General features: G+C 39.2%; 20 protein-coding genes. 14 read left to right on the forward strand and 6 right to left on the reverse strand.

Annotated elements, in window-relative coordinates; translation table 11 throughout:
* From ACE1TG_RS07200 to ACE1TG_RS07250, 11 genes are all read left to right on the forward strand, one after another.
* Entirely contained in the window at positions 1–2,346 is a 2,346-nt protein-coding gene (locus tag ACE1TG_RS07200; protein WP_375051691.1) for a glycoside hydrolase family 31 protein, read from the forward strand.
* Positions 2,347–2,366: 20 nt separating this feature from the next.
* Positions 2,367–3,392, forward strand: coding sequence for a LacI family DNA-binding transcriptional regulator (locus ACE1TG_RS07205; RefSeq protein ID WP_375051692.1), 1,026 nt, complete (start codon positions 2,367–2,369; stop codon positions 3,390–3,392).
* An 838-nt stretch (positions 3,393–4,230) separates the two neighbouring features.
* Positions 4,231–5,550 carry a plasmid pRiA4b ORF-3 family protein gene (locus tag ACE1TG_RS07210; RefSeq protein WP_375051693.1) on the forward strand — a complete coding sequence of 440 codons (1,320 nt, stop codon included), beginning with the start codon at positions 4,231–4,233 and terminating at the stop codon, positions 5,548–5,550.
* Positions 5,523–5,777, forward strand: a complete 255-nt coding sequence (locus tag ACE1TG_RS07215; protein WP_375051694.1) for a DUF6930 domain-containing protein — start codon at positions 5,523–5,525, stop codon at positions 5,775–5,777. The genes ACE1TG_RS07210 and ACE1TG_RS07215 overlap by 28 nt, the downstream gene beginning before the upstream one ends.
* 158 nt (positions 5,778–5,935) lie before the next feature.
* Positions 5,936–6,388: a flavodoxin gene (locus ACE1TG_RS07220; RefSeq protein ID WP_375051695.1), complete on the forward strand. Its 453-nt coding sequence runs from the start codon at positions 5,936–5,938 to the stop codon at positions 6,386–6,388.
* 135 nt (positions 6,389–6,523) lie between these two features.
* Positions 6,524–7,489 (forward strand): N-acetylglucosamine kinase, encoded by a 966-nt coding sequence (locus ACE1TG_RS07225; protein ID WP_375051696.1) that lies wholly within the window; start codon positions 6,524–6,526, stop codon positions 7,487–7,489.
* Positions 7,490–7,510: 21 nt separating this feature from the next.
* A complete protein-coding gene (locus tag ACE1TG_RS07230; RefSeq protein ID WP_375051697.1) occupies positions 7,511–8,386 on the forward strand; it encodes a MurR/RpiR family transcriptional regulator in 876 nt (291 codons plus the stop codon).
* 284 nt (positions 8,387–8,670) lie between these two features.
* Positions 8,671–9,582: an N-acetylmuramic acid 6-phosphate etherase gene (gene murQ, locus ACE1TG_RS07235; RefSeq protein WP_375051698.1), complete on the forward strand. Its 912-nt coding sequence runs from the start codon at positions 8,671–8,673 to the stop codon at positions 9,580–9,582.
* 114 nt (positions 9,583–9,696) lie between these two features.
* Positions 9,697–10,995 (forward strand): extracellular solute-binding protein, encoded by a 1,299-nt coding sequence (locus tag ACE1TG_RS07240; RefSeq protein WP_375051850.1) that lies wholly within the window; start codon positions 9,697–9,699, stop codon positions 10,993–10,995.
* Between the two features lie 88 nt (positions 10,996–11,083).
* Complete coding sequence (locus ACE1TG_RS07245; protein WP_375051699.1) at positions 11,084–11,977, forward strand: carbohydrate ABC transporter permease; 894 nt, start codon at positions 11,084–11,086, stop codon at positions 11,975–11,977.
* A 113-nt stretch (positions 11,978–12,090) separates the two neighbouring features.
* The gene (locus ACE1TG_RS07250) at positions 12,091–12,933 is read left to right on the forward strand and encodes a carbohydrate ABC transporter permease (RefSeq protein ID WP_375051700.1); all 843 of its coding nucleotides are present in this window, start codon (positions 12,091–12,093) and stop codon (positions 12,931–12,933) included.
* Positions 12,934–13,311: 378 nt separating this feature from the next.
* Here the strand turns inward: ACE1TG_RS07250 and ACE1TG_RS07255 are convergent, their stop codons facing one another.
* From ACE1TG_RS07255 to ACE1TG_RS07270, 4 genes are all read right to left on the reverse strand, one after another.
* Positions 13,312–13,494, reverse strand: a complete 183-nt coding sequence (locus ACE1TG_RS07255) for a hypothetical protein (RefSeq protein ID WP_375051701.1) — start codon at positions 13,492–13,494, stop codon at positions 13,312–13,314.
* Between the two features lie 104 nt (positions 13,495–13,598).
* Positions 13,599–14,864: an exo-beta-N-acetylmuramidase NamZ family protein gene (locus ACE1TG_RS07260; RefSeq protein WP_375051702.1), complete on the reverse strand. Its 1,266-nt coding sequence runs from the start codon at positions 14,862–14,864 to the stop codon at positions 13,599–13,601.
* A gap of 24 nt (positions 14,865–14,888) precedes the next feature.
* Positions 14,889–16,997, reverse strand: coding sequence for a glycoside hydrolase family 3 protein (locus ACE1TG_RS07265; protein WP_375051703.1), 2,109 nt, complete (start codon positions 16,995–16,997; stop codon positions 14,889–14,891).
* A gap of 10 nt (positions 16,998–17,007) precedes the next feature.
* Entirely contained in the window at positions 17,008–18,699 is a 1,692-nt protein-coding gene (locus tag ACE1TG_RS07270) for a serine hydrolase domain-containing protein (protein WP_375051704.1), read from the reverse strand.
* Positions 18,700–18,918: 219 nt separating this feature from the next.
* Between ACE1TG_RS07270 and ACE1TG_RS07275 the strand changes: the two genes are divergently transcribed.
* Entirely contained in the window at positions 18,919–19,809 is an 891-nt protein-coding gene (locus tag ACE1TG_RS07275) for a DMT family transporter (RefSeq protein WP_375051705.1), read from the forward strand.
* A gap of 41 nt (positions 19,810–19,850) precedes the next feature.
* Here ACE1TG_RS07275 and ACE1TG_RS07280 read toward each other — a convergent pair whose 3' ends face one another.
* A complete protein-coding gene (locus ACE1TG_RS07280) occupies positions 19,851–20,864 on the reverse strand; it encodes a potassium channel family protein (RefSeq protein WP_375051706.1) in 1,014 nt (337 codons plus the stop codon).
* Positions 20,865–21,024: 160 nt separating this feature from the next.
* Here ACE1TG_RS07280 and ACE1TG_RS07285 point away from each other — a divergent pair, with 160 nt between their 5' ends.
* Entirely contained in the window at positions 21,025–21,927 is a 903-nt protein-coding gene (locus ACE1TG_RS07285) for a PAS domain-containing protein (protein WP_375051707.1), read from the forward strand.
* Positions 21,928–21,948: 21 nt separating this feature from the next.
* Positions 21,949–22,674 carry a diguanylate cyclase domain-containing protein gene (locus tag ACE1TG_RS07290; protein ID WP_375051708.1) on the forward strand — a complete coding sequence of 242 codons (726 nt, stop codon included), beginning with the start codon at positions 21,949–21,951 and terminating at the stop codon, positions 22,672–22,674.
* A gap of 359 nt (positions 22,675–23,033) precedes the next feature.
* Here ACE1TG_RS07290 and ACE1TG_RS07295 read toward each other — a convergent pair whose 3' ends face one another.
* Positions 23,034–24,362, reverse strand: coding sequence for a short-chain fatty acid transporter (locus ACE1TG_RS07295; protein WP_375051709.1), 1,329 nt, complete (start codon positions 24,360–24,362; stop codon positions 23,034–23,036).
* Between the last annotated feature and the right edge of the window lie 177 nt (positions 24,363–24,539).

Below are 24,539 nucleotides of genomic sequence, written 5' to 3' on the forward strand. Positions count from 1 at the left end.
ATGCTTGAAGATACTAGCTTTGCAATACATCCAGGAAATGAGCAGCAATCCAAAGCAGTACTATATCGTGATATCGGCAGTATGAAATCCTATGAACGATTGGATACCGGTTATTTTTTTCAATGTGAAAATGGTCAGGTTGCGATACAATTTTTCACAAATACGATTATTAGAGTTGTGATGAATCAAATAAATGAACCAAAATTGGACGGTTCATACGCAGTTATAGTCAGTCCGGAAAACGTGGACGTTATAGACAATAATTCAGACGAGCAGGTTATATTAAAAACAGATAAACTAAAAATTATTATCCGAAAATTTCCATTTCGAATGTCGATATTGGATCATGAAGGCAACGCTTTTCTTGAAGAAGGTGAGCGGGGCATGGCCTATCGGGAAAATGGTGAGGTTATCGCATTCAAAGAAATGAGTGAAGATGACCATTTTTATGGATTCGGTGAAAAATCCGGACATCTCGATAAACGTGGCGAAACGTATGAAATGTGGAACACAGATGTGTATGCGCCACATAATCCTGAAACCGACCCATTGTATGAATCTATCCCCTATTTCATGGCACTGCGTAATGGTCGTGCACATGGGCTGTTCTTTGATAATACATTCCGAACAACTTTTAATATGAAAGCTGATCATAATGGTTATTCATTCAAAGCAGAAGGCGGGCAGCTTGATTATTTTGTTCTAGCTGGCCCCGAACCAAAGTCGGTATTGCAGCAATATACTCATCTTACGGGTAAAATGCCATTGCCGCCAAGGTGGGCGCTCGGATATCATCAGTCACGCTACAGTTATAAATCAGAAGAGGAAGTTAGAGAGCTTGCCAAGAATTTTGTAGAGAAGGATATTCCAATTGATGTTATTCATCTCGATATTCATTACATGAATGAATACCGTGTGTTTACGTTTGATAAAGAGAAATTTCCTGAACCTGCGAAGCTTATTGCTGACTTGCGCGAAATGGGGATTCGAATTGTACCAATAGTTGACCCTGGTGTAAAAAAAGATGCAGAATACACGATCTATCAGGAAGGAATTAATCAGGATCAATTTTGCAAATACATTGAAGGTGATGTTTATATTGGGGATGTTTGGCCAGGTGAAAGTGCATTTCCAGATTTAACTGATGAAAGAGTTCGTAACTGGTGGGCTGATAAACATGAATTTTATACGTCTATTGGGATTGAAGGTATCTGGAATGACATGAACGAACCAGCTGTTTTTAATGAGACGAAAACAATGGATGTCGATGTAATGCATCGTAATGATGGGACACCTGCAACTCATCGGGAACTGCATAATGTTTATGGTTTATTAATGAGCAAGGCAACGTACGAAGGTATGAAAAAGCAACTAAATGGAAAGCGGCCTTTCTTACTTACTCGTGCAGGGTTTGCAGGCGTGCAGCGATACGCATCTGTCTGGACAGGTGACAACCGAAGTTTCTGGGAACATTTACAAATGTCCTTACCAATGGTGATGAACCTTGGAGTATCTGGCGTGGCATTTGCTGGTCCAGATGTAGGTGGTTTTGCCCATGATACGAGTGCGGAATTATTGGTTCGCTGGACACAAGTAGGTGCTTTCACTCCATATTTCCGCAATCATTCAGCAATGGGCACCGTGTATCAGGAACCATGGCAATTTGGCGAAAAAAATGAAGCGATAATGAAGAAATACATTCAGATGCGCTACAAATGGATGCCGCAGTTATATTCAATATTTTACCAAGCAAGTGAAACTGGCCTTCCCGTTATGCGTCCATTGTTCATGGAGTATCCAGAAGATCAGAAAACGTATAATATAAATGATCAATTTATGATTGGAGATAATGTGGTGGTTGCGCCGATATTGGCACCATCCGTGACAGAGCGTGCAGTGTATTTGCCTGCAGGTCAGTGGATTGATTATGATACTGGTTTTCAATATGAAGGGGAAAGAGCACATTTAATTCATGCAGAATTAGATAGGATGCCTATTTTTATCAAACAAGGTACTGCTATCATGCAAGGTGAGTGGAAAGCAAATCCTGATAAAAGTCCGCATCATGTTAATATGGATGTCTATGCTGGGGCAAACGGTGAAACGTACTATTTTACGTACTATGATGATGATGGAGAGACGTATGACTTTGAAAACGGGTCATTTATGAAACTAACTATTGAAGTGACATCAACAAGCAATGCTGTTAAAGTCACTGTTTCAGACCATAGTGGTCATTTTAAACCAGCTTATGGTAAAATTTATGTAAATGTACATGGGTTATGTGAAAACCAGGATGTTATACTTAACAATAGTGAAACTGCACCAGTATCATTAGTAAATTAGAAAAGTAGAGGGTGAATTTTATGGTAACAATTAAAGATGTAGCAAAAGCAACAGGTGTAGCGCCCTCTACTGTGTCTCGTGTAATTGCAAATAACCCAAGAATAAGTATTATGACAAAGGAAAAAGTACGGAAGGCGATGAAGGAATTAGGGTACCATCCTAATGTGAGTGCCAGAAACTTAGCCGTTAAGTCAACTAAAGCAATAGGTGTGGTATTACCATCATCTGCTGATAAAGCACTGCAAAATCCCTTTTTTCCTGAGATATTACGTGGAATCGGTTCAGTAACACATGGTATGGAATATTCGATGACATTGTCGAGTGGCATTACTGAAGAGGAAATTTTTGACGAAGTGCAGCGTATGGTATATGGAAGCTACGTTGACGGTATTATTCTATTATATTCCCGCCTAAACGACCGAGTGATGAACTTTTTACATGACAAGAACTTTCCCTATGTAATTGTTGGTAAGCCTTATGAGGATATCGATGAAGTTACACATATTGATAACGATAATTTCACAGCTGGTAAGGAAATTACGAATCACTTGATTGAAATGGGCCATGAAAGAATTGCATTCATTGGCGGGTCCAAAGAATTATTCGTGACGATGGATCGTGAAGCAGGCTATCAATCTGCTATAAAAGAAGCGGGACTGAAAGCTAGCGAGCAATATAAAATCCACACCGAATTCTTAAAGTCAGGTGGGCGTGAGGCGGTTGAAAAGCTGCTGTCACTGAAAGTTCGTCCTACCGGATTGGTGATCAGTGATGACTTAATGAGTCTAGGGGTGCTGAGTGGACTGGAGGAAGCGGGAGTTTCTGTACCACACGATATTTCACTAGTCAGTTTTAACAACGTTTATCTATCGGAGATCATTCGACCTTCCCTGACAACCGTTGATATTCATATACACGAGTTAGGAGCAGAATCTGCCAAAGCACTGATTGAAAAGACAATTGATAAAGCAGAACCCGCTAAGCGGATTACCGTTCCTCATGAAATTGTATTTCGAAATTCTGTTAGCAAAAAGGGTGGCTTGTAAGGAAACGATTCCCGTATTGAAAGAGAAAATGCTAATTACAATAGGTGAAATCATTAAATAATTTCACTTATTGTTGAAGAACCTATTCTTTAACGGAATGAGGATCTGCTTCGATTGTTGGGCGGATCCTCATTCCGTTATTCTTTTAAAAACACTCGTTTTAAGCTTGGGTTCGGATCGTCATTCCGCTATTTGTCATTTCTGCCTCAGATTTGGCTGATTTTCTTCAATTAGCGGAATGAGGATCCGTCTCACCCTTCCAAGAGCACCTTTTCTGCTATTTAGCGGAACGAGGATTCACTTCGATTATTTGGCGGCATCATTTAGAGTGGAAATACTTCATTCTTCTATTGCATAATCCTGCCAATCTAATTTACAAGCATACCATAACCCTGTTATTATCCGCTCCGGAAATACACTGCGCGCACGTATCGACTGATGAGCCTCCTTACTCCTACGCCGCTGCGCAACAAGCCTTACCATAGCCGTAGTTTTCTAAGATTAGGCAGCTAGGGCACATGAAACCCAGCCATACCAGTGATTAACCCGGTATTATTAAATTTCCACAGAATTGTCGATTCTATGTTGCCACTTTTTTGTCCTGAAAATCGAATGTTGTTACACAAAGTATTATTTTTGAAAAAAATAATACAAACTACATAAATCTCGTATAACCAAAAGCTAAAAGTGACATGCGGTGAATGACCCCTAAAACAATATATTTCATATAGACAAACCCGTTAAGCATTCGCGAACATTAATTAGAATGAAGGAAAGCTTGTAGTATTAGAGCAACAGCATACAATGTGCTACACTAAACATAAAGTGAGGTGGCATAATGATTTACGAATTTAAAATAACACTAGACGATGTTGGTGTACCTGTTTGGCGAACTATTCAAATGGATAGTAGCTCAACTTTTCGTGACCTTCATAAGGTGATACAACAAGCATTTAATTGGCACAATATGCATCTGCACAGTTTTTTTGTGAGAAAGTCAAATGGAAACCAAATTAGTAAGGTTGAAATTGGACCTCAAAAAGCGGATGATGAATTTCCATCCCCACTTGATACATATAATGAGGCTGATGCGCTGTTGGCAGACTGGTTTAAAGAAGTGAACGATCAAGTAGTTTATCTTTATGATTTTGGCGATAACTGGGATCATGATGTTGTTCTAATGAAAAAAATATCTTCGGAACAGACTGGTGTATATCCACGTTGCATAGGAGCGAAAAATAATGCCCCAGAAGAGGATAGTCGTGCAGAGGTTATCATGGAGGAAGTAAAGTTAATAAATAACAATTCCCAAAAAATGATTGATGCAATTAATCAGGATTTGTTGTATATCGACGGAAACGTAAATGATTTTGATGATTTGGATGACATTTTTAGTCCAGAATTACAAAATGACCCTTGGGAGGACGTGTTGCTCAAAGCTAAGGAGTTCAACAAGCTTAAACCATGGGAATTTATGGATGATAACCAAATTTTTGCAGTGGTTGATTCAAGGTCAGGTGAACGGCTGTTTTGTTCTGTATTAGGTAGTGCAGGAGAAGTGTTTGGCTTGGCAGTATATCCCGGTGAACAGGGATATTCTACTTTGATGAATACCCTTGAGAGCGATATGCCTGATTTCGATTTTATCTTAAATCAGTGCAGTTTACTCGTCAGCTTTGAAGATCGTTTGGATTTGGAAAAAGAAGATTATGACCTTGTTAAAATGTATAACGTGCCTTTTCGGGGAAAAAAATCATGGCCGGAATTCCGGAGTTTTAAGCCTGGATACTACCCATGGTTCATGGACGACGACGAGGGCTGGACTATGCTGGAAGCACTTGGACAAGCAGTTGAACTCTGTGAAGAGGTGAAAGGCGGTCTTGAGCTACCTGATTTTTATTACGAGAGAAAAGTACTGGTAAAAACGCCTGAACCAGATGGAAATGAAATTATATCACTAGAAGCTTACAATAACCCTAAAAAGGTAAAGCTTGAGATATCTGAGCTTGATTTAAAACGTGCCAAAAATCTTACAAATCAAATTCCGGCAACGATAGAGTTTGCCGTAACACATCTTGATATGCCTGTACAGGAGGACGATGGTGGAAGACTGCATTTCCTGCTCTGGTTGTGGCAGCTGATCATGCGCAAGGCATAGCATTTTTTCAAGACCTATTATATGACAGTACGGATATTGGACTTCTGCAGAACCAACTGATTAAGATGCTGCAGCTGACAGAGGGAATTCCAGAGAAGATAATGATGGACAAGAAAACAGCATCGATTATGGAACCACTGGTAAAAGAACTGCATGTAAATGTGGAAGTAACTGAGGTTTTACCAAATATACAGGAAGTTATTAAAGGAATTGAAAACAGCATATAAAATAGAAAGTTGAACTATCTCCTGAAGTTCAACTATTTTGATCACAATTCCGTCACAAATCCTAAAAAATTTCGTTGAACCCTCATAATTTAATTGAAATCCGTACTTGCTAACCATTAAAATAAAGTGGAATACTTCGGGGTATCGGAGGAGATTTTATGGGTAAGGTACTTATGTTATATGCAAGTATGACTGGTAATACGGAATTAATGGCAGAGATTATTACGGAAGTAGTCGAAAATAGAGGGCATGAAGTCGTCACAAAAACTTTCGATCTTGATCCAATAGATGTTGAAGAACTTCTGGAATATGATGGAGTACTGGTTGGAACGTATTCCTGGGACGATGGCGAGCTGCCATATGAAGCTGAGGATTTCTATGAAGAACTCGATGACGTGGACATTACCGGGAAAATAGTCGGTGTCTTTGGATCCGGGGATTCCTTTTACGATTCGTATGGTGGAGCATCTGAAATGATGGGGGAAAGATTTAAAGAGAAGCAAGCAAAATTAGTTGCGGAGCGCTTAATAGTTGACCTTGAACCTGATAAACAGGATGTAGTCAGGTGTCAGCAATTTGCTGAGACGTTTTGTGAGACGATAGAGGGATAAGTCACTGTAATAATAAGAAACCAGGCTGAGAGGCTTGGTTTTTTTACTGAAACTTTATTTTTATAAATGCTTGTCATAATATTTCAAGTTCTATAAGATAAAAATAAATAAAATTTCAGTTAAGGGTGAAATTGGATGGAATATGTAGCAGGAATTGACGGGGGTGGAACGAAAACCAAAGCCGTTATCGCAGACATGGATGGAATAATAGTTGCTGAAACAACAGCGGGTCCTACTAATCCAAATGTTATGTCCCGTGAAAATTTAATACAAACTCTGGAAATGATGTTCAAAGACCTAAAAGCACAGTTTCCTGAAGCATTTGAACATATTTCCGGTTTATTTGCTGGCATATCTGGTGTCGGTAATGCTGCTGCAAAAGCTGATTTAGAAGGTATTCTTGAACAAATGGTTCCCATTGGCGTTCCGGTTTGTGTTGAAGCAGATACAGTTAATGCTTTATACTCTGGGACATATGGTGAACCAGGGATTGTCCAAATTTCAGGTACCGGATCAATAACCTATGGAATGAATCACCAATCGGAACGTGACCGAGTAGGTGGTTGGGGTTATTTGTTTGGTGATGAAGGTAGTGGTTATGACATTGGCCGACAGGGAATTATAGCAGCATTAAAAGCCAGTGATGGGCGTGGTAAAAAAACCAACTTGCTTGAAATGATTTGTACAAGTTTTGCTGTGACACACCCGTATGATCTCATACAGAGAATTTATGCTTCGCCAACACCAAAAAGTGAAATTTCTCCTGTATCCAAACTCGTGTTTGAGGCATATAAACAGAATGATTTAGTAGCCAAGGAGATAATCGCTAATACGATGAGTGATTTGAGCATAAGCATACGAACATTATATGGGAAACTATTCAAACCAGATGAGGAAGTAAAAGTAGTGTTATGTGGCGGTGTTTTTAGTGATGAAGAAGTATTGCCGCGACTGCTTGAAACTGACTTGCAGGACTATAAGAATGTAAAGATTACAATTCCAGTAATGTCTCCTGTTGGCGGATCAATAATCGGGGCTTACTTATTACAAAACATAAAACCCGCTTCAAGCGTATATCAAAATATTATTTCAACACTTTAATTTAAAAAGAAGGTGATGGACGTGTCGCATGTAAAAGGTGGACTTGTCATATTGAAAGAGATGGTCAATAGTTTACCGCCCTCAGAGAAAAAAATAGCAGCTTATATTTTGAACAATCCTGAGGAATCTATTCTCTTAACGGCTTTAATGCTTGGGGAAAAAAGTCACACAAGCAGTGCAGCTGTCATCCGTTTATGTAAATCTTTAGGATTTAATGGGTTTCAAGAGTTGAAAATCCGTGTAGCAGGTGATTTGCAGGCAGGTTCAGTTAAAGGATACAGGGATATCGAACAAAATGAAGACTTTAAAGATATTATTGATAAGATGACATCAAATACAATCCAGACACTGAAAGAAACAGTAGATATTATGAGTGAGGAAAATCTGAAGAAAGCTGTAACAGCTTTATCAAAGGCAAAGTCCATTGTATTTATTGGTTTCGGTGCTTCTTTCATAGCTGCTAAAGACGCGGAACAGAAGTTTATTCGAATTAATAAAAATGCCCAATCCTTCTCCGATGTACATATGGCTGCTACTGCAATTGCTAATAAGGGCCCAGAAGATGTGGTAGTCGGCATTTCATTTTCGGGAAGTACAAAAGAGGTAGGGAAATTACTGGATCTTGCTCAACAAAAGAGTTCGACGACGATTAGTATAACAAAGTATGGCAACTCACTCGTATCAAAATTCTCAGATATTATATTGCATACTTCGGCAGCTAAAGAGGCGACATTCAGAAGTGGCGCTACATCTTCCAGAATTGCCCAATTGCATTTGATTGATATATTGTTAATGTGTTTGGCTTCTGAGGATTATGAGGAAACAATTCAGCATTTAGATGAAACAAGAGAAGCAGTTTCCTTTTTACGGGAAGATGATTCAAAGGAAAAGAAATGAATTTATTTTGAAGTTCAGAAAGTATAAATCCATACGCACTGCATAAGTGGCTTGGAGATAAACCAAGTTTTCTAAAATATAGCTTATTTTCATGTTATGTTCAGCATAATATAGAATATGATTATACGTACTGAAATTTTATTACTTAATTTTGTCGTTTTATTGACAAAATAATTCACTGAGACTATAATTATATCAAACAACTGAAAGCGCTTTTATATAATAGGTTTTTTTAACTACTAATATAGTACTTACAACGTGAATGTTAGGAGAATTGCATGACAATGGAATTATCAAAATTAACAACTGAAATGCGAAATGAAAAAAGTATGCATATGGATCAAATGTCAACCATGGAAATTTTAAAAACGATTAATAATGAAGATCGGAAAGTGGCAATGGCAGTTGAGGCCGTTTTACCTAAAGTTGATATTGCGATTGAACATATTTATAAAGCGCTGGCAGATGGTGGAAGATTGTTATATGTAGGTGCTGGTACGAGTGGACGACTTGGTGTTATTGATGCGTCTGAATGTCCTCCGACTTTCATGACACCACCAGAGATGGTGCAAACAGTTATGGCAGGTGGAAATGGTGCATTTTTCAGTGCAGTAGAAGGATCTGAAGATGATGAAGCGCAAGGCGCAGCTGATGTTAAAGCGAAAAACCTTACTGATAAGGACGTTGTGATAGGGATTACTGCCAGTGGCCGAACACCATACCCTATAGGTGCACTAAAATATGCACGAGAAATTGGTGCTTACACGGTTTCGTTATCATGTAATGAAAGTTCACTGATAAGCCAATTTGCTGAATGTGATATCGAAGTAGTGGTTGGCCCGGAGGTTCTAACCGGATCAACACGAATGAAGGCAGCAACCGCCCATAAAATGGTGCTCAACATGATTAGCACAACCACGATGGTCAAACTTGGTAAGGTACATGAGAATCTGATGGTTGATGTTCATGCAAGCAACTATAAACTAATGGAACGAGCAAAGCGTACGATTATTGAAATTACAGATGTTTCTTATGAGGAAGCTGAAAAAACACTTAAACTAACTAAAAATGAGGTTAAACCTGCAATTGTAATGATTGAAGGAGGTGTTACATACCAGAAAGCGATGGATGCAATCGAGTATAGTAATGGCTATGTTCGGGATGCAATTGATTATGCTGTACAGCACAATGCCTGAAACAACATTAATAGTTATATAGACTATTGATGGTTTCATATATTTAATAATACAAAGGGGGAAATTAGGTTGAAGAAGTTATTTAAAAGTCCTTTCGTATGGATAGCCATTGTTATGCTGCTTTTGGCAGTAGGCTGTTCAGATGATGGTGGAGATTCATCAACTGATGGAAGCACAGATGAAGATGTTAAAAACGACGGAAAAGTCAATGGAACCATGGAAATTCAGTACTTTGTCGGTGGTTATGGTGATTCTTGGTGGAAAGAAGTAATCGGTGATTTCAAAGAGAAATATCCTGACGTTGAAGTTGTTGAACATGCTGGTCCTAATATTAATGAAGAAATGAGATCACGTTGGGTTTCAAACGATCCACCCGATGTTGTATACATTGATGGTGCAGGTTCAAGTGAAACACAAATGGTCGAAGATGGACAGTTAATGAACCTGTCAGATTGGATTCAAGACATTGAACTGGAAGATGGCACACCACTTCTTGATAGCTTTATTGTAGAACCTGCTAAGTATGATGGTGATATTTACAGCTTGCCATTAGTATTTGACACATGGGGCACATGGTACGATAAAGCCTGGTTTGAAGAAAAAGGCTGGGAAGTACCAAAAGACTTTGATAGCTTCATGAGCACCATGGGAAATATCAAGGATTCTGCTGACATTGCTCCATTTGTAACAACAGGACAGTATCCATATTACTTCTTAAGAGGTATGTTATATCCAGCATTTGGTGCAGCTGGGGGAGATGAATTATTAAACGATGTTATCACTGGAGCTGAAGGTGCTTGGACTAGTGAACCAGTATTAAAAGTAATGAAAAAGGTAGAAAAAATGGCAGAAGAAGGATACATTGATCCTGGGTTTGGTGCCTTAAACCATACACAGTCACAAATGAACTTCCTGCTTCATAAAAACGCGTTTATTCCAGTAGGCTTCTGGCTTCCTAATGAAATGTCTAAAGATACACCAGAAGACTTTGAATATGGATTTATTCCATCACCAATGCAGGAATCTGGTGAACCAATGGCAATTGTTCCGGATCTACGTCCATTAGCAATCGCTGAAGAGGCTGAGAACCCTGAAGCTGCTAAAGCTTTTGTCGAGTTTGTCTTTACAAAAAAATATGCAAAATCATTCTCTGAGCATACTGGTGCAATTATGAACCTTAAGGGTGTAGATTTAGCTTCTAACGATAAGGTTCCAGGCTACTTAATTGATGCTAATAAAATGATTAACGACCCTGAACAAGTGCAAATCTATCATAAGCCACATCCAATGAGTTCAGATTTGGAAACACCAATTAGTGATGCTTTAGTTTCCTTAATGCTTGGAAATATTTCAGCTGAAGAATTTACTCAAAAAGCTGAGGAAGCGGCCGCTGAATATCGTAACAATCAATAAGCAACATTTATAGTAACGGTATGGAATGTAAAGCAGGCTGCTTGCGCTTTACATTCCATATATTTATTTTTCCAGAAAGAGTGATTGGATGGTACAGTCTAAAAAACAAAAATACCTATTTCTTGCCTTTTGCCTTATTCCTACTTTTATAATGTTCAGTATTTTCACCCTATATCCTTTGTTTAGCGGACTATACTATTCTTTCTTTGAATGGTCGGGTTCGTCACAGTCAAAAGAGTTTATTGGGTTTGATAACTATGTACAGTTATTTAAAGATGAGATAATCCCCGCTACAATCTGGCATGATTATTTCCTTGTTGTCACAAAGGTTGTCGGTATTATGATTATGGCTCTGTTTATCGCTGTAGCTTTAACGCAATTAAAGATAAAAGAAGCACCATTTTACCGTATCATCTTTTTCTTCCCGAATATAATGTCTGTCGTGGTAATTGGTATTTTATGGACGTTCATTTACAATCCAAGTCTCGGCCTTGTTAACTCAGGACTTGAATTTATTGGATTGGAGAGTTGGGCTAAGCCATGGCTTGGAAGTGAAGATTGGGCATTGCCGAGTCTGGTGCTGCCGTCAATTTGGGCTGGTATAGGATTATTCATGCTCTTACTGATGGGCGGTATTGCTAATATTTCAAAAAGCTTTTATGAAGCGGCCGAAATTGATGGCGCTAATGAATGGCAGCAATTCTGGAAGGTGACCTTACCACTTGTATGGCCACAAATTAAAATTTCCATCTTATATATTGTTATCACAACATTAAATGGCTCCTTTATTATAGTGCAAATCATGACCGGAGGCGGACCAAATAACGCGACACATGTTATGGGGTCATACCTCTATCAGCAAGCCTTTAAACAATATAATTTCGGATATGGAGCAACAATTGGGGTAATGATTTTAGTTCTTTCACTTATAACTGTATTAATCTTGCAGTTCTTTATGCGAAGAGAGAAAGTAGAATACTAGAATACTAGAATACTAGGCTTACGCCAAGCTTTAATATAGATAAGCCTTAGTTGCACTTATGCAGAGAGAAAGGATTTATACTTTCTTAACTGCCTTGAAAGGGGGATAACCTGGTGAAGCGTAGTGTAGGTCAATTTATTTCAAGAACGGGAATTAGAATCCCGCTAATATTATGGTCAATTGCCGTACTTTATCCAATAATTTGGATGTTCATAGGTTCATTTAAATCAAATGCAGAGATTTATGCCAATCCATGGGGGTTTCCAGAGACATGGAATTTTCAGAACTTCGTAACAGCTTGGTCAGAATATAATATAGATACTAGTGTTTTTAACAGTTTAATCGTAACTGTAGTGGGTGCTTCGCTCACGTTATTGCTGGCGATTCCAACTGCATATGCACTTGAGAGGATTAAGTTTAAAGGCAGTAACTTTTTGTTCACACTTTATATATCAGCCATGATGATTCCAATGGTACTCGGCTGGATCCCTCTATTTTTCTTGTTAGATCAGTTTAATTTATTGGATAACATTTTTGGACTTGCTATTGTATATGCGATAAGTCAGCTTCCATTTTCGATTTTCGTACTGACAAGCTTTATCAGTACGATTCCAAAGTCGTTAGAAGAGTCTGCTGCCATGGATGGAATGTCTCCATACGGTGTTTTATGGAAAATAATCACGCCGTTATCCATGTCTGGCATAATTACGGTTACAATTATGAATGCAATCCAATTTTGGAATGAGTACTTCATGGCGCTAATATTTCTTCAATCGGAAGGGAACTATACACTAGCATTAGCGATTGATTTTATTAGTAGTGAAGCGCAGTATACGAATGCATGGGGTACCTTATTTGCAAGTCTGGTGATTGCAATTCTCCCAGTTATTATTCTTTATGCAATCTTCCAGCAGCGGATTGCGAAAGGTATGACAGAAGGTGCTATAAAAGGATGAATTTTAAGCGGTAGCCACTATTTTGCGGTTACCGCTTTTTTTGAGGTTGTTTTTAAAAATTTTCATTACCGCTGCGGAAATACACTACGCTTTCCGCGGGCAACGCTTCAGCTTCCTCAGAAGCAAAAATCGCTTCCTGCGGGATTTTCAGCTGTTGCTTTTCCCGCAGGAGTCTCCGTGTATTTCCTGCGCTAGGTTGGGCTCCTTTTATCCTGAAAATTCACAAGTGTGTATTGTGATGGACAAAAAAGACTTTAAACCATTTTAACCAGAAGTTGGAGTATACGAGACTCCTATGGAAACGTCTGCACTAGCACGTCCTATGCGTCGGAGGTTCGTGGTGAGCCCACGGAATACGAGTATATTCAAACTGCGTGGTCAGAAAGCTGCATTTAATACTACGAGTTTGTTAACCTTAATCTGTGCCGTAGCTTTATAAAATAGAAAATGAAAACTAGGAAATTCTTCACCGGTGTATAGTAAAGATGAAAGCTTTTTCCATTTCATATGTAGATTTTTTATATCGATTAATTCTACTAAACCATCCCTTGGTAATATCATTCTTAAATAAGATTCCATGACATACATCTAAAAGGATAAAAAAAGTGGGTGTCCCGGATTTAATTGGGACACCCTTTATAGTTATTGGGGGTAACTATCAACTCTTAATATAGTAAATACCCTTCTCGGATATTTTTAAACTCATTTAATTCATCTTTCCATTTTTCTTGCATATATTCTACTGATTTTCCTTCTTTAATTGCTTCACGAATCCAGCCATTTCCGACTAGATAATCGAAGAATGAAATACCAGCACTATTCTCAGCACGGAATGCAAAGTCCTCCGGATACATATCGTGTAACGTTTTTACGATATGAAGACCAGTTTTAACTGGGTGAAATGACTGTTTGTGTGTAACGTGAATCTGTACACCGTGACTTAATGTGCCACTGTGCTTGGAAAATGCAGGCGTGAACGATGCAGCCCTGAAATCAACTCCTGGTAAATGCAGTTCATTTAATGCTGCTGCAAATTCAGTACTGTTCACATATGGTGCACCAAGCAATTCGAATGGTTTTGTTGTTCCACGACCTTCTGATGCGTTCGTTCCTTCAATTAATGCTGCACCAGGGTAAACCGTTGCCGTATCAGTTGTTGGCATATTTGGTGATGGCATAACAAATTCTAGTGGTGTTTCGTCATAATTCATATTACGTTTCCAGCCATTCATTTCAACAACAGTCAAGTCAGCACCTATACCGTATTCATTGTTGAATAACTTTGCAAGTTCACCGACAGTCATGCCGTGGCGAAGTGGAATCGGATACTTACCTACAAATGAAGAATATGCTGGATCAAGCACTGGTCCTTGTACTTTTGTGCCACCTTGTGGGTTCGGGCGATCTAGGACAACAAATGGAATATCATTTTCCTGTGCTGCTTCCATTGCATAGGCCATTGTGTAGATATACGTGTAAAATCTTGTTCCTACATCCTGAATATCAAATACGAGTACATCAATATTTTCAAGCATTTCAGGTGTTGGTTTTCTTGTTTCACCATATAAACTGTAAACTGGTAGTCCGGTTGTTTCATCAATATAGTAATCAACGTATTCGCCAGCTTGTGCACTACCGCGTACACCGTGCTCTGGTCCGTAAAGTTTTGTTAGATTAACATCTGGATCGTTGTGTAAGACATCAACGACGCTGTTTAAATCCTTGTCGACTCCAGTAGGGTTGGTAATTAATCCTACTCGCTTGCCTTCGATTAATTCCTTTTGTTCATCGAGTAAAACATCTACGCCTAGTTCGAATTTTTTATCTTTTCCCTTAGCTTTTCCGTTGTTATCTCCATTAGTTGCATAGACTGCGGTTAAGGAACCGAGTACTAAAAGAAGGGCTGCTATGGTTATTAGATACTTTTTCATAATTTATACGCTCCTTTTTCTGATTTAATAGGATAATCCGTGTCCAAATTCATATAATGCTTGGCCATTTTCACCAGGAATCGTTACTGGTAAAAGACCAGTTGGATTATTCTCGCCAAATAGTGATGCGGCTGTTGCTTCAAAGCTTGCATCTCTGAATCCATATTGTGCCAGATAACCATCAATTTCCGGATAGGCCATGATGTCATATGGATTGCGAATTCCTACTCCAATAACAGGGGAAGAAGATTCTTCAATTAGTTGATTAACCATTTGCATTTGTGCGCTGTCTTCAGATCGGCCACTTACGTTGTACGTATACGTTCCAGCAATTACTGCGCTCGCGTTTTGTACCTGGGCCAGCTGTTCATCGCTTAATGGTCCTGACGCCTGGATAACTTCTGTATTTGGATGGTGCTTGCTGACGGCATTATATAAACTGTCAACAAATGAATTACCTACGACAACTACTTTTTCATCATTAGACAGATCCAGTGGAAGTGCGTTGTCATTTTTAAGTAAAGTAATAGATTTATTTGCTACTTCTGTTTCTACTTGCTTATGTTGTTTTGCTCCAACAACGTCTTCAGCATTTTCGACAATTTCATCTACTGGTGTTGGCGATTCTGATTTAATGATTTTCCTTTTTACTTTTAAGGTTAGAATCCGTTCAACTGATGCTTCAATTCGTTCCTCTGAAATCTCACCAGTTTCCACTGCGTTTAGAAGACCATCAGCAACTTTTTCAAGTCCTACAGGCATAAGAACGATGTCTGTTCCTGCTTTAACGGCACGAATCACTGCATCGACTGAACCAAAATGTTCTGTAATGGCATTCATATTTAATGCGTCGGTAATAATCAGGCCATCATAACCCATTTCTTCACGCATTAATCCAGTTAACACTTTATGTGAAAGTGTTGCCGGTAAAGAAATCTCAGTTCCGTCTTTTTTGGAAATAACTTTCGTGTCATCTATTTTTGGAAAAGTAACATGCGCGGTCATAATCGCATCAATGTTTGCTTCCATTGCTTTTTGGAATGGGAAAAGTTCCACTTCCATTAAGCGTTCTTTATCATAAGGAACTTCTGGCAGTCCAAGATGTGAATCTACTGCAGTATCCCCGTGACCAGGGAAGTGTTTTGCAGTTGCTGCTACGCCGGTGCTTTGTAACCCTTTTGTATAAGCGATTCCCATATCGGCAACAAGCTCCGGTGATCCACTAAAGGACCGTACACCGATAACCGGATTGTCCGGGTTATTATTAACATCCATAACTGGTGCCAGGTTCATATTGATGCCAAGTGCGTTAAGTTCTTCACCAATCGCCTTTCCAACATCCCGTGAAAGATCGGTTGAGCGAGTTGCACCAAGCGCCATGTTACCAGGGAAGTCTGTACCTGATTGCAGGCGTGTAACAATACCGCCCTCTTGGTCAATTGTCATTAACAGACCATATTTTTCAGATGCTTCCTGATATGCTGCTACCAATTTAGCTGTTTGTTCAGTTGTTACAACGTTCTCTCTGAATAAAATAACGCCACCAAGGTCATATTCTTTAACTGTTTGCTTTATTTCAGGAAGCATTTTGGTAACATTTTCGCCATCCCAATTCCGAAAGTCCGGCATAAGCATTTGACCGATTTTTTCTTTCAATGACATGCCTTCAATTGCATGCTCTATGACGTTGTAGCGATCACTTTCCTGCTTTACAACTTTTCCTGAAAATGAGGGTTTTCCTTTGTTTGCTGTGTTGTCTGGCCTGTAGTCTACAGCAATTCTATCTTCATAAGTGCCGTCTGTAACTGTAATAAATGATCGTCCTGGCTGTTCAGTAAATGTAATCTTGCCATCTTCATTAACAGTAGCGACATTTTCATTAGTTGATTCCCATGTCAGATTTTCTGTTGTAGACTTAAAGTGACCATCACTGTAAATGTGTAACGCACTTAAGTCTACCTGATTGTTAGCGATTTGCGCTGTTGCTTGTGGTATGTTTTGAAAAAGAATAAGGTCGTTAACCGATTCATCTTCTGCTGCTGTTACCGTGTTATTTGTAATAGTTAAAGGACTAACGGTCAGCATAATTATTGTTAAGATAATAAAGGGTAGTTTGAATTTTGCTTTCATCATTTTCCTCCTATTAGTAATCTCGTTTTACCCATTCTTGACTTGTAAAATCTGCTGATTGACCATTATTCAGCTGAAGATTGGAGATATACCATCCTCTGCCATTGGTGTTGTTATCTGTCTGATAGTTAAAGCGGATGAATTTTGTTCCAGCCGGAATTTCGACCTCTTGAGACTGCCAATTGATACTACTGCCAGTGAAGGGTTCCCCTATACTTGTCCAGTTTTGGCCATCTTCTGAGATTCCCACAACTCCAAAGTCATAACCTTGTTCGATTCTGTACCAAGTATCAAATGAAAGTGACGTGTCATTTTCCACATCCACTTCAGCGGTTAGTGTATGGTCAGCTTTGTCACCATAACCAGAAAACCATGTATCTTTTTTGCTTGGTGTTGTAACAGGAATTGCATCCGCAACTTTACGGGCAAATTGACGTCTGGCTGGGTTAGTAGATACTGTTTCACGTGTTGGATGTACACGGTTTGTTAACAAAATAGCAATCGTATCGTTGTTCTGATTTACGACAAATGACGTTCCTGTATATCCAGTATGTCCAATAGTTGATGATTCAGATAAGGCATCCATGTACCAGCCTTGTGCAAGTTCAAATCCTAAACCATGTTCATCTCCTGGAAATTGTGGGATTTGATTTTCGACAAGCAGTTCGACGGTTTCAGGCTGAAGAATTTGTTTACCTCCATAACGTCCTTCATTGATCATCATATGGCCTAACTTTGCTAAATCATTTGCTGTTGAAAATACTCCGGCATGTCCTGCAACTCCGCCAAGTGACCATGCGTTTTCATCGTGTACCTCGCCCCAGACAAGACCCCTATCTGTCCACGGCTGGTATTCAGTGGCCGCAATTTGATCCTTTAATTTTTCAGGTGGATTATACATGGTGTCAGTCATATTGAGGGGTTCCGTGATGTTTTCTTTTACAAATTGATCCAAACCCTTCCCAGATATCCGTTCAACAATAACGGCCAACGTAATCATGTTTAAATCACTATACGTATATGTCGTTCCAGGTTGATTGTCCAATGGGTATTCGAAAACATATTGCAGGCGATCCTGTTTATTTTCGCCAATGCTATAAAGGGGAACCCACGGCTTAAATCCTGATGTGTGTGTCATTAGCTGACGGATTGTAACGTTTTCCTTACCATTCTGAGCAAACTCGGGAATGTAATCCGCTACAGGATCATCCAGGTTAAAATGCCCTTGTTCATGTAATTTCATTGCTGCAATAGTCGTGAATATTTTACTAAGAGAAGCAACGTCAAAAATAGTATCCTTGCTCATTGCAACAGGGTCTTCAAGCTGATTTCCGCTATCATCCTTATATATCGCTGCATCGCCATATGCTTCATGCTGAACAATGTGGCCACGTCGGGCAACAAATGTAACAGCGCCTGGCATCACGTTATCATCAATCATTGATTTCATGACAGAATCAATCTCATTTAACGGTTCTGCAACCATACCAGCACCTTTTATTGAGCCAGGATGCAAAATAGGTGATGTTGGACCCGGGGTGCTCCATCCAAATTTGGGATGAGCCTTTTCTTGAACATTCTTCTTATCCTTCTTTTCAATAGTCGGATTAGGTGCCTTGTCAGCACTTATGGGCAATCCAGTTGTCGCAAAAAATGATGTCGAAACAATTACGGATAATGTAATATACGACAATTTTCTCCTCATCTCTCTCCTCCTTATGACAATTAATGTAAGGGCTTACATTAAGCTTAAAACTTAATATGACTAACGTCCATGCGACGTTGGTATTAATAAACTTGGGAAAGTTACTAAACGTGAGATTAATGGAATAGGCGGAAAGTTTCATGAAGGCTAGTTGATTGCTAGACTTATGGGAAATTACTATACTGGTTCTATTATGGTTTAAAAAGAGGTTTGTCGAATATGGGGTATTCTATACTAAGAAATAAATGGATTGTTTGGGCATTGATTTTGCTCATTACAGTTATCTGGGGTTATGCATGGGTCTTTATGAAGGCATCACTTGGGTTTATGGGGCCATTTACATTCTCAGCATTTCGATTTGGAACAGGGGCGGTCACACTGCTTCTTGTCGTATGGCTGTGGAAAGCCGGTAAGACACCTCGAAATATGTGGAAGCATCTGATTATTGTTGGGATACTACAAACATCGATTGTGTTTCTGCTTGTGATGTATGGGATGCAATTTGTCGATGCAGGAAAATCATCGGTATTATTGTATTCCATGCCACTTTGGAGCAGTATTTTTGCTGTAAAGCTATTGGGTGAAAAAATATCTGCCGGAAAAGTTATAGGACTTGGGATTGGTATGGTGGGACTGCTAACGATTCTGGGCTGGGATATCTTCATGGTGCAGGATCCTGAGGTGATTTTTGGTGAGGTTCTTATAATTGTTGCCGCGATAGCCTGGGCTTCATCCAATGTCTACTATCGGATAAATTTACAAGGGATGAATAAAATTCAGGTCACAGCGTATCAAATGCTGTTTGGGACAATCGGAATTATCATAGCAAGCTTATTTGCAGAATGGGGCGACCCTGTTCAGCTAACAGAGGAGAGCATATTTTACATATTGTTTACTGGTGTATTGGCATCAGCACTGTGCTTTTCCGTTTGGTTCCTGCTGCTGAGTACGATTGATATGGTCACTGCAACCCTATCAACATTGCTCGTGCCGGTGTTCGGTTTGTTCTTCGGCTGGCTGATATTAGGAGAGACATTGACAAGTGGGATTATTGTCGGGTCTGTGCTTATATTAGTTGGGATTGTGGTTGCGCAAACTTCACGAAAATAAATACGAGAGGATGCCTCGATTGGAGGCATCCTCTCGTTAGTTTAAACAATCTTTTCATATGTTTCATTATCACAAATTACATACAGTTCCGCGTCATCTGGTATTTTTTCATCCAGTCGTCTGTTAATATCCAGGTCTTCGCGGTCTGCGATGAGTGTTGCGCCTTGCTTTAATAAATCCTTGAAAGCGTCATGATAGGTTGTCCAATTGTCCTTCTTGGTAATCTTAAAGAGGTCTTCACCATGCTGTCTGCTGATTAACTGTGAATATACTTTACTCACACCCTTATACATTGCAGAACGGACAGCTAAGCTTGAGATGGTCTCCTGGGATAAAATAAATTCGTCTACCTTAACATGTGAGAAGTTCGCGGTGTGTTTTTCCGTTAGGATTTCGACGGTTGTATGTACAGCAGGTGCTAATCGTTCCACGACAATCGCAACAGTTAACGTCTTTGCATCACGTAAGGATGGATCATGGATTTTGTCATCCGAAAATATAATGACTGACTTGGCTTTGGAAATGCTGGCTTTATTAAATGTTTCTTCTTCTGTTGTGTCCCCTTGAATATAGTGAACTCTGTCCTGTGTTACATCAAATGGTGATTTTGGCAATGTATCAATGATCACGACTTCAGCAGTTTCATTTGAATTTAATATTTCATGTACAGCAGATTCCGTTTTCTTTCCCCATCCGATAATAATGATGTGATTTTCCTGTGTATATTCCACTTTACCTTCCTCCCTTTTCTTTCTAAAGATTGAAAATACATCAACAACTTTTCCAATAACGACCCCTAACAGGCCAATTCCTACCATATACATAAGTACGGCGAACAATTTTCCAGCTGCGGTAATCGGCGAGTAATCACCATAACCAACTGTGGAGAAGGTTGTCATGACATAATAGAAAGTATTTAACAAACTCTCAAAGTTATCAGGCTCCAGGAAGTACATTACAAAGGTGCACAGAACAATAAAAATAACGGTGGAGAGCAACAACGTCAGGTTTCTCATCTTTATTAAGTTTAATCCGAGTTTTACAAAAAAATGCAATGACTTGTCCTCCTTGTCTTACTCAGTAAATATATTTACCATTTTATCACAAAAAATTTTAAACTTCCTTAACGGATTGTACTTGTCATTGCAGGCTTAAGTCTGTTATATAAGTTGTGTAGGGTATTTTTGAAAATATTTAAATAATAAAGGGGGCAATGTGCATATTTTTGATAAGGTATTAATGGAAGGATTAAGTGACATGGTTTTTGTGATGAAAGCAGAAGCTGGATTTGAATTTAGATATGATTTTGTGAATCGTGCAGCAATGGAAGGAACGGAAATCACTCAGGCTGCATTAGGCAAAACAATTCGGGAAGTATGTGAGCGGGAGCATTCAGATTTTTTATACGTGCAATATAAAAGGGCAGTTGTCAGTCAAGAAAAAGTAATCTTTGAGGATTCATACATATATCATACAGGAAAAAAATATTACTCGAAAACTGTATTAACTCCTTTATTTAATGAAATGAAGCAATGTGACCATATTGTTGGAGTAGTCAAGGATATCACCAATGAAAAAGTAGCTGAGACTGAAAGAAAAGAAGCATGGGATAAGCTTCATGAAAATAAAGAAAGGTATCATTCTTTATTCCACCATAATTCAGATGCGATTATTTCTCTGGATTTAAATGGTTATATTACAAATGGAAATGTTGCTGTTGAGGCAATTTCTGGATATTCACCTTCCGAATATATTGATTCAGCCTGGGACTCATTCGTGGTTGAAAAGGATAAACAATTAGCGAAAAAACTTTTTATGGGAGCCATTAGCGGATCAACTGAAAATTCATACTTTAAAATTCATAACAAAGCAGGCGATAGAATTTGCCTGTCGATAAAGATCACGCCGTTAAAAATACATGAACAAGTAATTGGCGTTTATTGCATTTTAAGGGATATAACGGAGCAAATAGAATCTCAAAAACTATTAGAAGAAAGCCAAAAGAGGTTTCAAGTTATAGCAGAAAATGCAAATGACTTAATAACTTTAATGGATGAGAAAGGGAAAATAATTTATGCATCACCATCTTATAAAAAAATATTAGGACATGATAGCTAGGAATATACCGGGAAGTATTTCTTGCATAATGTGCATCCTGATGACCGAAAGCAGCTGGAAGGAATTTTTATCCAGTCTATTAATAGTGGTGAATCCTTCACAGTAGAAATCAGGCAATATAACTATCAGAACGAAACTGTTTGGTCGCAATCACATGGTACTCCAGTTTTTGATAATCAAAATAATTTTATACATATGCTGGTATTGACCAGAGACATAAGTTTACAAAAAGCACATGAATTGAAGCTGGAGGATTTTGCTCATCATGATCCATTAACGGGACTGCCGAATCGTCGTCTGTTTAATGTAAGGATAGAGCAAAGGCTAGAGGAGTTTAAGGATCATAATGCTTTACTTGCGGTAATCATGTTGGATATAGACCACTTTAAGGAAATTAATGATAGCATGGGTCATGACGTTGGGGACAGGGTTATTAAGGAGTTTGGAAACCGTCTGCGTGAAACGGTTCGTGATGAGGATCTGGTAGCAAGATTGGGTGGCGATGAATTTGTCATTCTTTTGCCGGGAATTGAATCAGCAGAGAATGCTGTTGCCATCGCAGAAAGCATTCAAAATGCTATCCGACAGCCATGGAAGGCGAATGATAGTACAATTTCCATCACAAGCAGTATGGGAATTGCAATGTCAGAGCAGGATATAACGCCATCTTCTATGTTGAAAAATGCTGATATAGCACTGTATGAAGTGAAAAATAAGGGCAGAAACGCATACAAACTATTTGAATGAAAAAATGCTGTCATCCAGGTGGATGACAGCATTTTAATAACTAGGAAATAATAAAATTTAAGTACTGTGGATAACTGGACTTCCGAATCAACGACGTCCAGCTCCGACGTACAGGACGTACTAGTGCCGGTGACGCCACAGGACGTGGCGTTCTCACCGGCCAGCGCCTAGCGCCTAGTGGACTTCCCTCCCCGTGTCTACGATAAGTCAACATCGAATCGCTTACGCTCTTCGTGTATCCTTTATCTCAGGGAATAGGAAGATCGACTAAGACCGCCGCTTTGCGCGGCAACGTCGACCCACCCGCGATGCGCGGGCGCAGTCCATACGGCGCTGAACAGGCGCTTGCGCTTTTGCTCTTAAAAGAATAATAGACCGATAGATATCGGAATAAAGCTATACAATAGAATCATCACACAAAATCCCATGATGTCGCGGACTTTCAAGCCTGCAATCGCAAGGAGGGGCAATGCCCAGAATGGTTGGATCATATTTGTCCACGCGTCACCCCATGCAACGGCCATGGCGGTTTTTGCGGTGTCTGCACCAATTTCCAATGCTGCCGGTATCATAATTGGCCCCTGAACAGCCCACTGTCCGCCACCAGATGGGACGAAGAAGTTGACGATACCTGCACTGATGAAGGTGAATAATGGTAATGTATATTCAGTTGAGATGCTCACAAACCACATAGACATTTCCTGTGAAAGACCAGATGCGACCATCATACCCATAATGCCGGCATAAAATGGGAACTGAATGATGATGCCGCCAACATTTTTAACTGCACCTGTCACACTGGTGAGGAAGCGACGCGGTGTTTTATGGAAAATAATGCCTAGGAATAGGAAAATAAAGTTGACGATATTTATGTTCAGGTCGAAACCATTTTGCGTAAAGTGATAAACAATAAAAGCAAGACCCAAAATTCCAATTAACATTGAGATGATCTGGCTGTTTTCCAGTCGCTCAGCCGGTGTCATGTTTTCCTTAGCTGGTGTTTTCTCCTCTGGTTCAGCATCCTCCGTTTTCCATGTTGAAGCGTCCGTATTTTTTAGCGGGTCACGTGAATTCATTAAGAACCTGTTTAAAAGTGGAAGTGTAATTAGCAATGTAACGACTATGAAAATATTAAATCCGCTAAATAGCGTTTCAGTTACCGGAACTGTACCAAGTGTATCCTGCAGAAAGTGATCGGGTGTTGCAATTAATAATGGAATAGAGCCCGAAAAACCACCATGCCACAGCAGGAAACCACTATATGCACTTGCCATTAGCAAACGGTAATCTACCGATGGGACCCGTTTTGCCACATGGATTGCCAGTAACGCTCCAACAACCAGACCGAAACCATAGTTTATAAGACATGTGATTGCAGCAATAAACGTAACAAGAATTATTGCCTGGCCAGGTGAATTTGCAAGCGTACTGATTTTTGCTAACAATCGTTTAACAAGCGGCGTATTTGCAAGTATGTAGCCAGTTATTACGATAAGCGACATCTGCATAGCAAAAGCCAGTAAGTTCCAGAAACCGTCTCCCCAATATTGCGTCATCTCAATGGCTGTACTGCCCGTGACACCCATCCCTAAAATGAAAACGATAAACGTTAAAATAATTGCAAAAAGAAATGCATCAGGTAAATATCGTTGAACCATTCGATCAAAAAAAGATGTTAATGCTTTCAATTATTATTCCCCCTTTGTTTTTGTAAGCGCTTTTTCAAAGTATCAGAAAATCGGACATGGAGTCAATTGGCTTGTTTTAGTGTATGAATTGGTGGATTGAATAATGTGTAATAAGGGAAGAGTAAATATATTTTAAAATTTTATCAAAAAAGATTAAAACATTATCGAACCTTGCCG

The sequence above is a fragment of the Virgibacillus sp. JSM 102003 genome, assembly GCF_041949995.1.
Taxonomy (GTDB): Bacteria; Bacillota; Bacilli; order Bacillales; family Amphibacillaceae; genus Lentibacillus.

Excerpts from the sequence above, each read along its gene's own strand:
- ACE1TG_RS07200 (WP_375051691.1), top strand. The coding sequence starts at position 1 with ATGCTTGAAGATACTAGCTTTGCAATACATCCAGGAAATGAGCAGCAA.
- ACE1TG_RS07205 (WP_375051692.1), top strand. The coding sequence starts at position 2,367 with ATGGTAACAATTAAAGATGTAGCAAAAGCAACAGGTGTAGCGCCCTCT.
- ACE1TG_RS07210 (WP_375051693.1), top strand. The coding sequence starts at position 4,231 with ATGATTTACGAATTTAAAATAACACTAGACGATGTTGGTGTACCTGTT.
- ACE1TG_RS07220 (WP_375051695.1), top strand. The coding sequence starts at position 5,936 with ATGGGTAAGGTACTTATGTTATATGCAAGTATGACTGGTAATACGGAA.
- ACE1TG_RS07225 (WP_375051696.1), top strand. The coding sequence starts at position 6,524 with ATGGAATATGTAGCAGGAATTGACGGGGGTGGAACGAAAACCAAAGCC.
- murQ (WP_375051698.1), top strand. The coding sequence starts at position 8,671 with ATGGAATTATCAAAATTAACAACTGAAATGCGAAATGAAAAAAGTATG.
- ACE1TG_RS07240 (WP_375051850.1), top strand. The coding sequence starts at position 9,697 with ATGCTGCTTTTGGCAGTAGGCTGTTCAGATGATGGTGGAGATTCATCA.
- ACE1TG_RS07245 (WP_375051699.1), top strand. The coding sequence starts at position 11,084 with ATGGTACAGTCTAAAAAACAAAAATACCTATTTCTTGCCTTTTGCCTT.
- ACE1TG_RS07255 (WP_375051701.1), bottom strand. The coding sequence starts at position 13,494 with ATGATATTACCAAGGGATGGTTTAGTAGAATTAATCGATATAAAAAAT.
- ACE1TG_RS07260 (WP_375051702.1), bottom strand. The coding sequence starts at position 14,864 with ATGAAAAAGTATCTAATAACCATAGCAGCCCTTCTTTTAGTACTCGGT.
- ACE1TG_RS07265 (WP_375051703.1), bottom strand. The coding sequence starts at position 16,997 with ATGATGAAAGCAAAATTCAAACTACCCTTTATTATCTTAACAATAATT.
- ACE1TG_RS07270 (WP_375051704.1), bottom strand. The coding sequence starts at position 18,699 with ATGAGGAGAAAATTGTCGTATATTACATTATCCGTAATTGTTTCGACA.
- ACE1TG_RS07275 (WP_375051705.1), top strand. The coding sequence starts at position 18,919 with ATGGGGTATTCTATACTAAGAAATAAATGGATTGTTTGGGCATTGATT.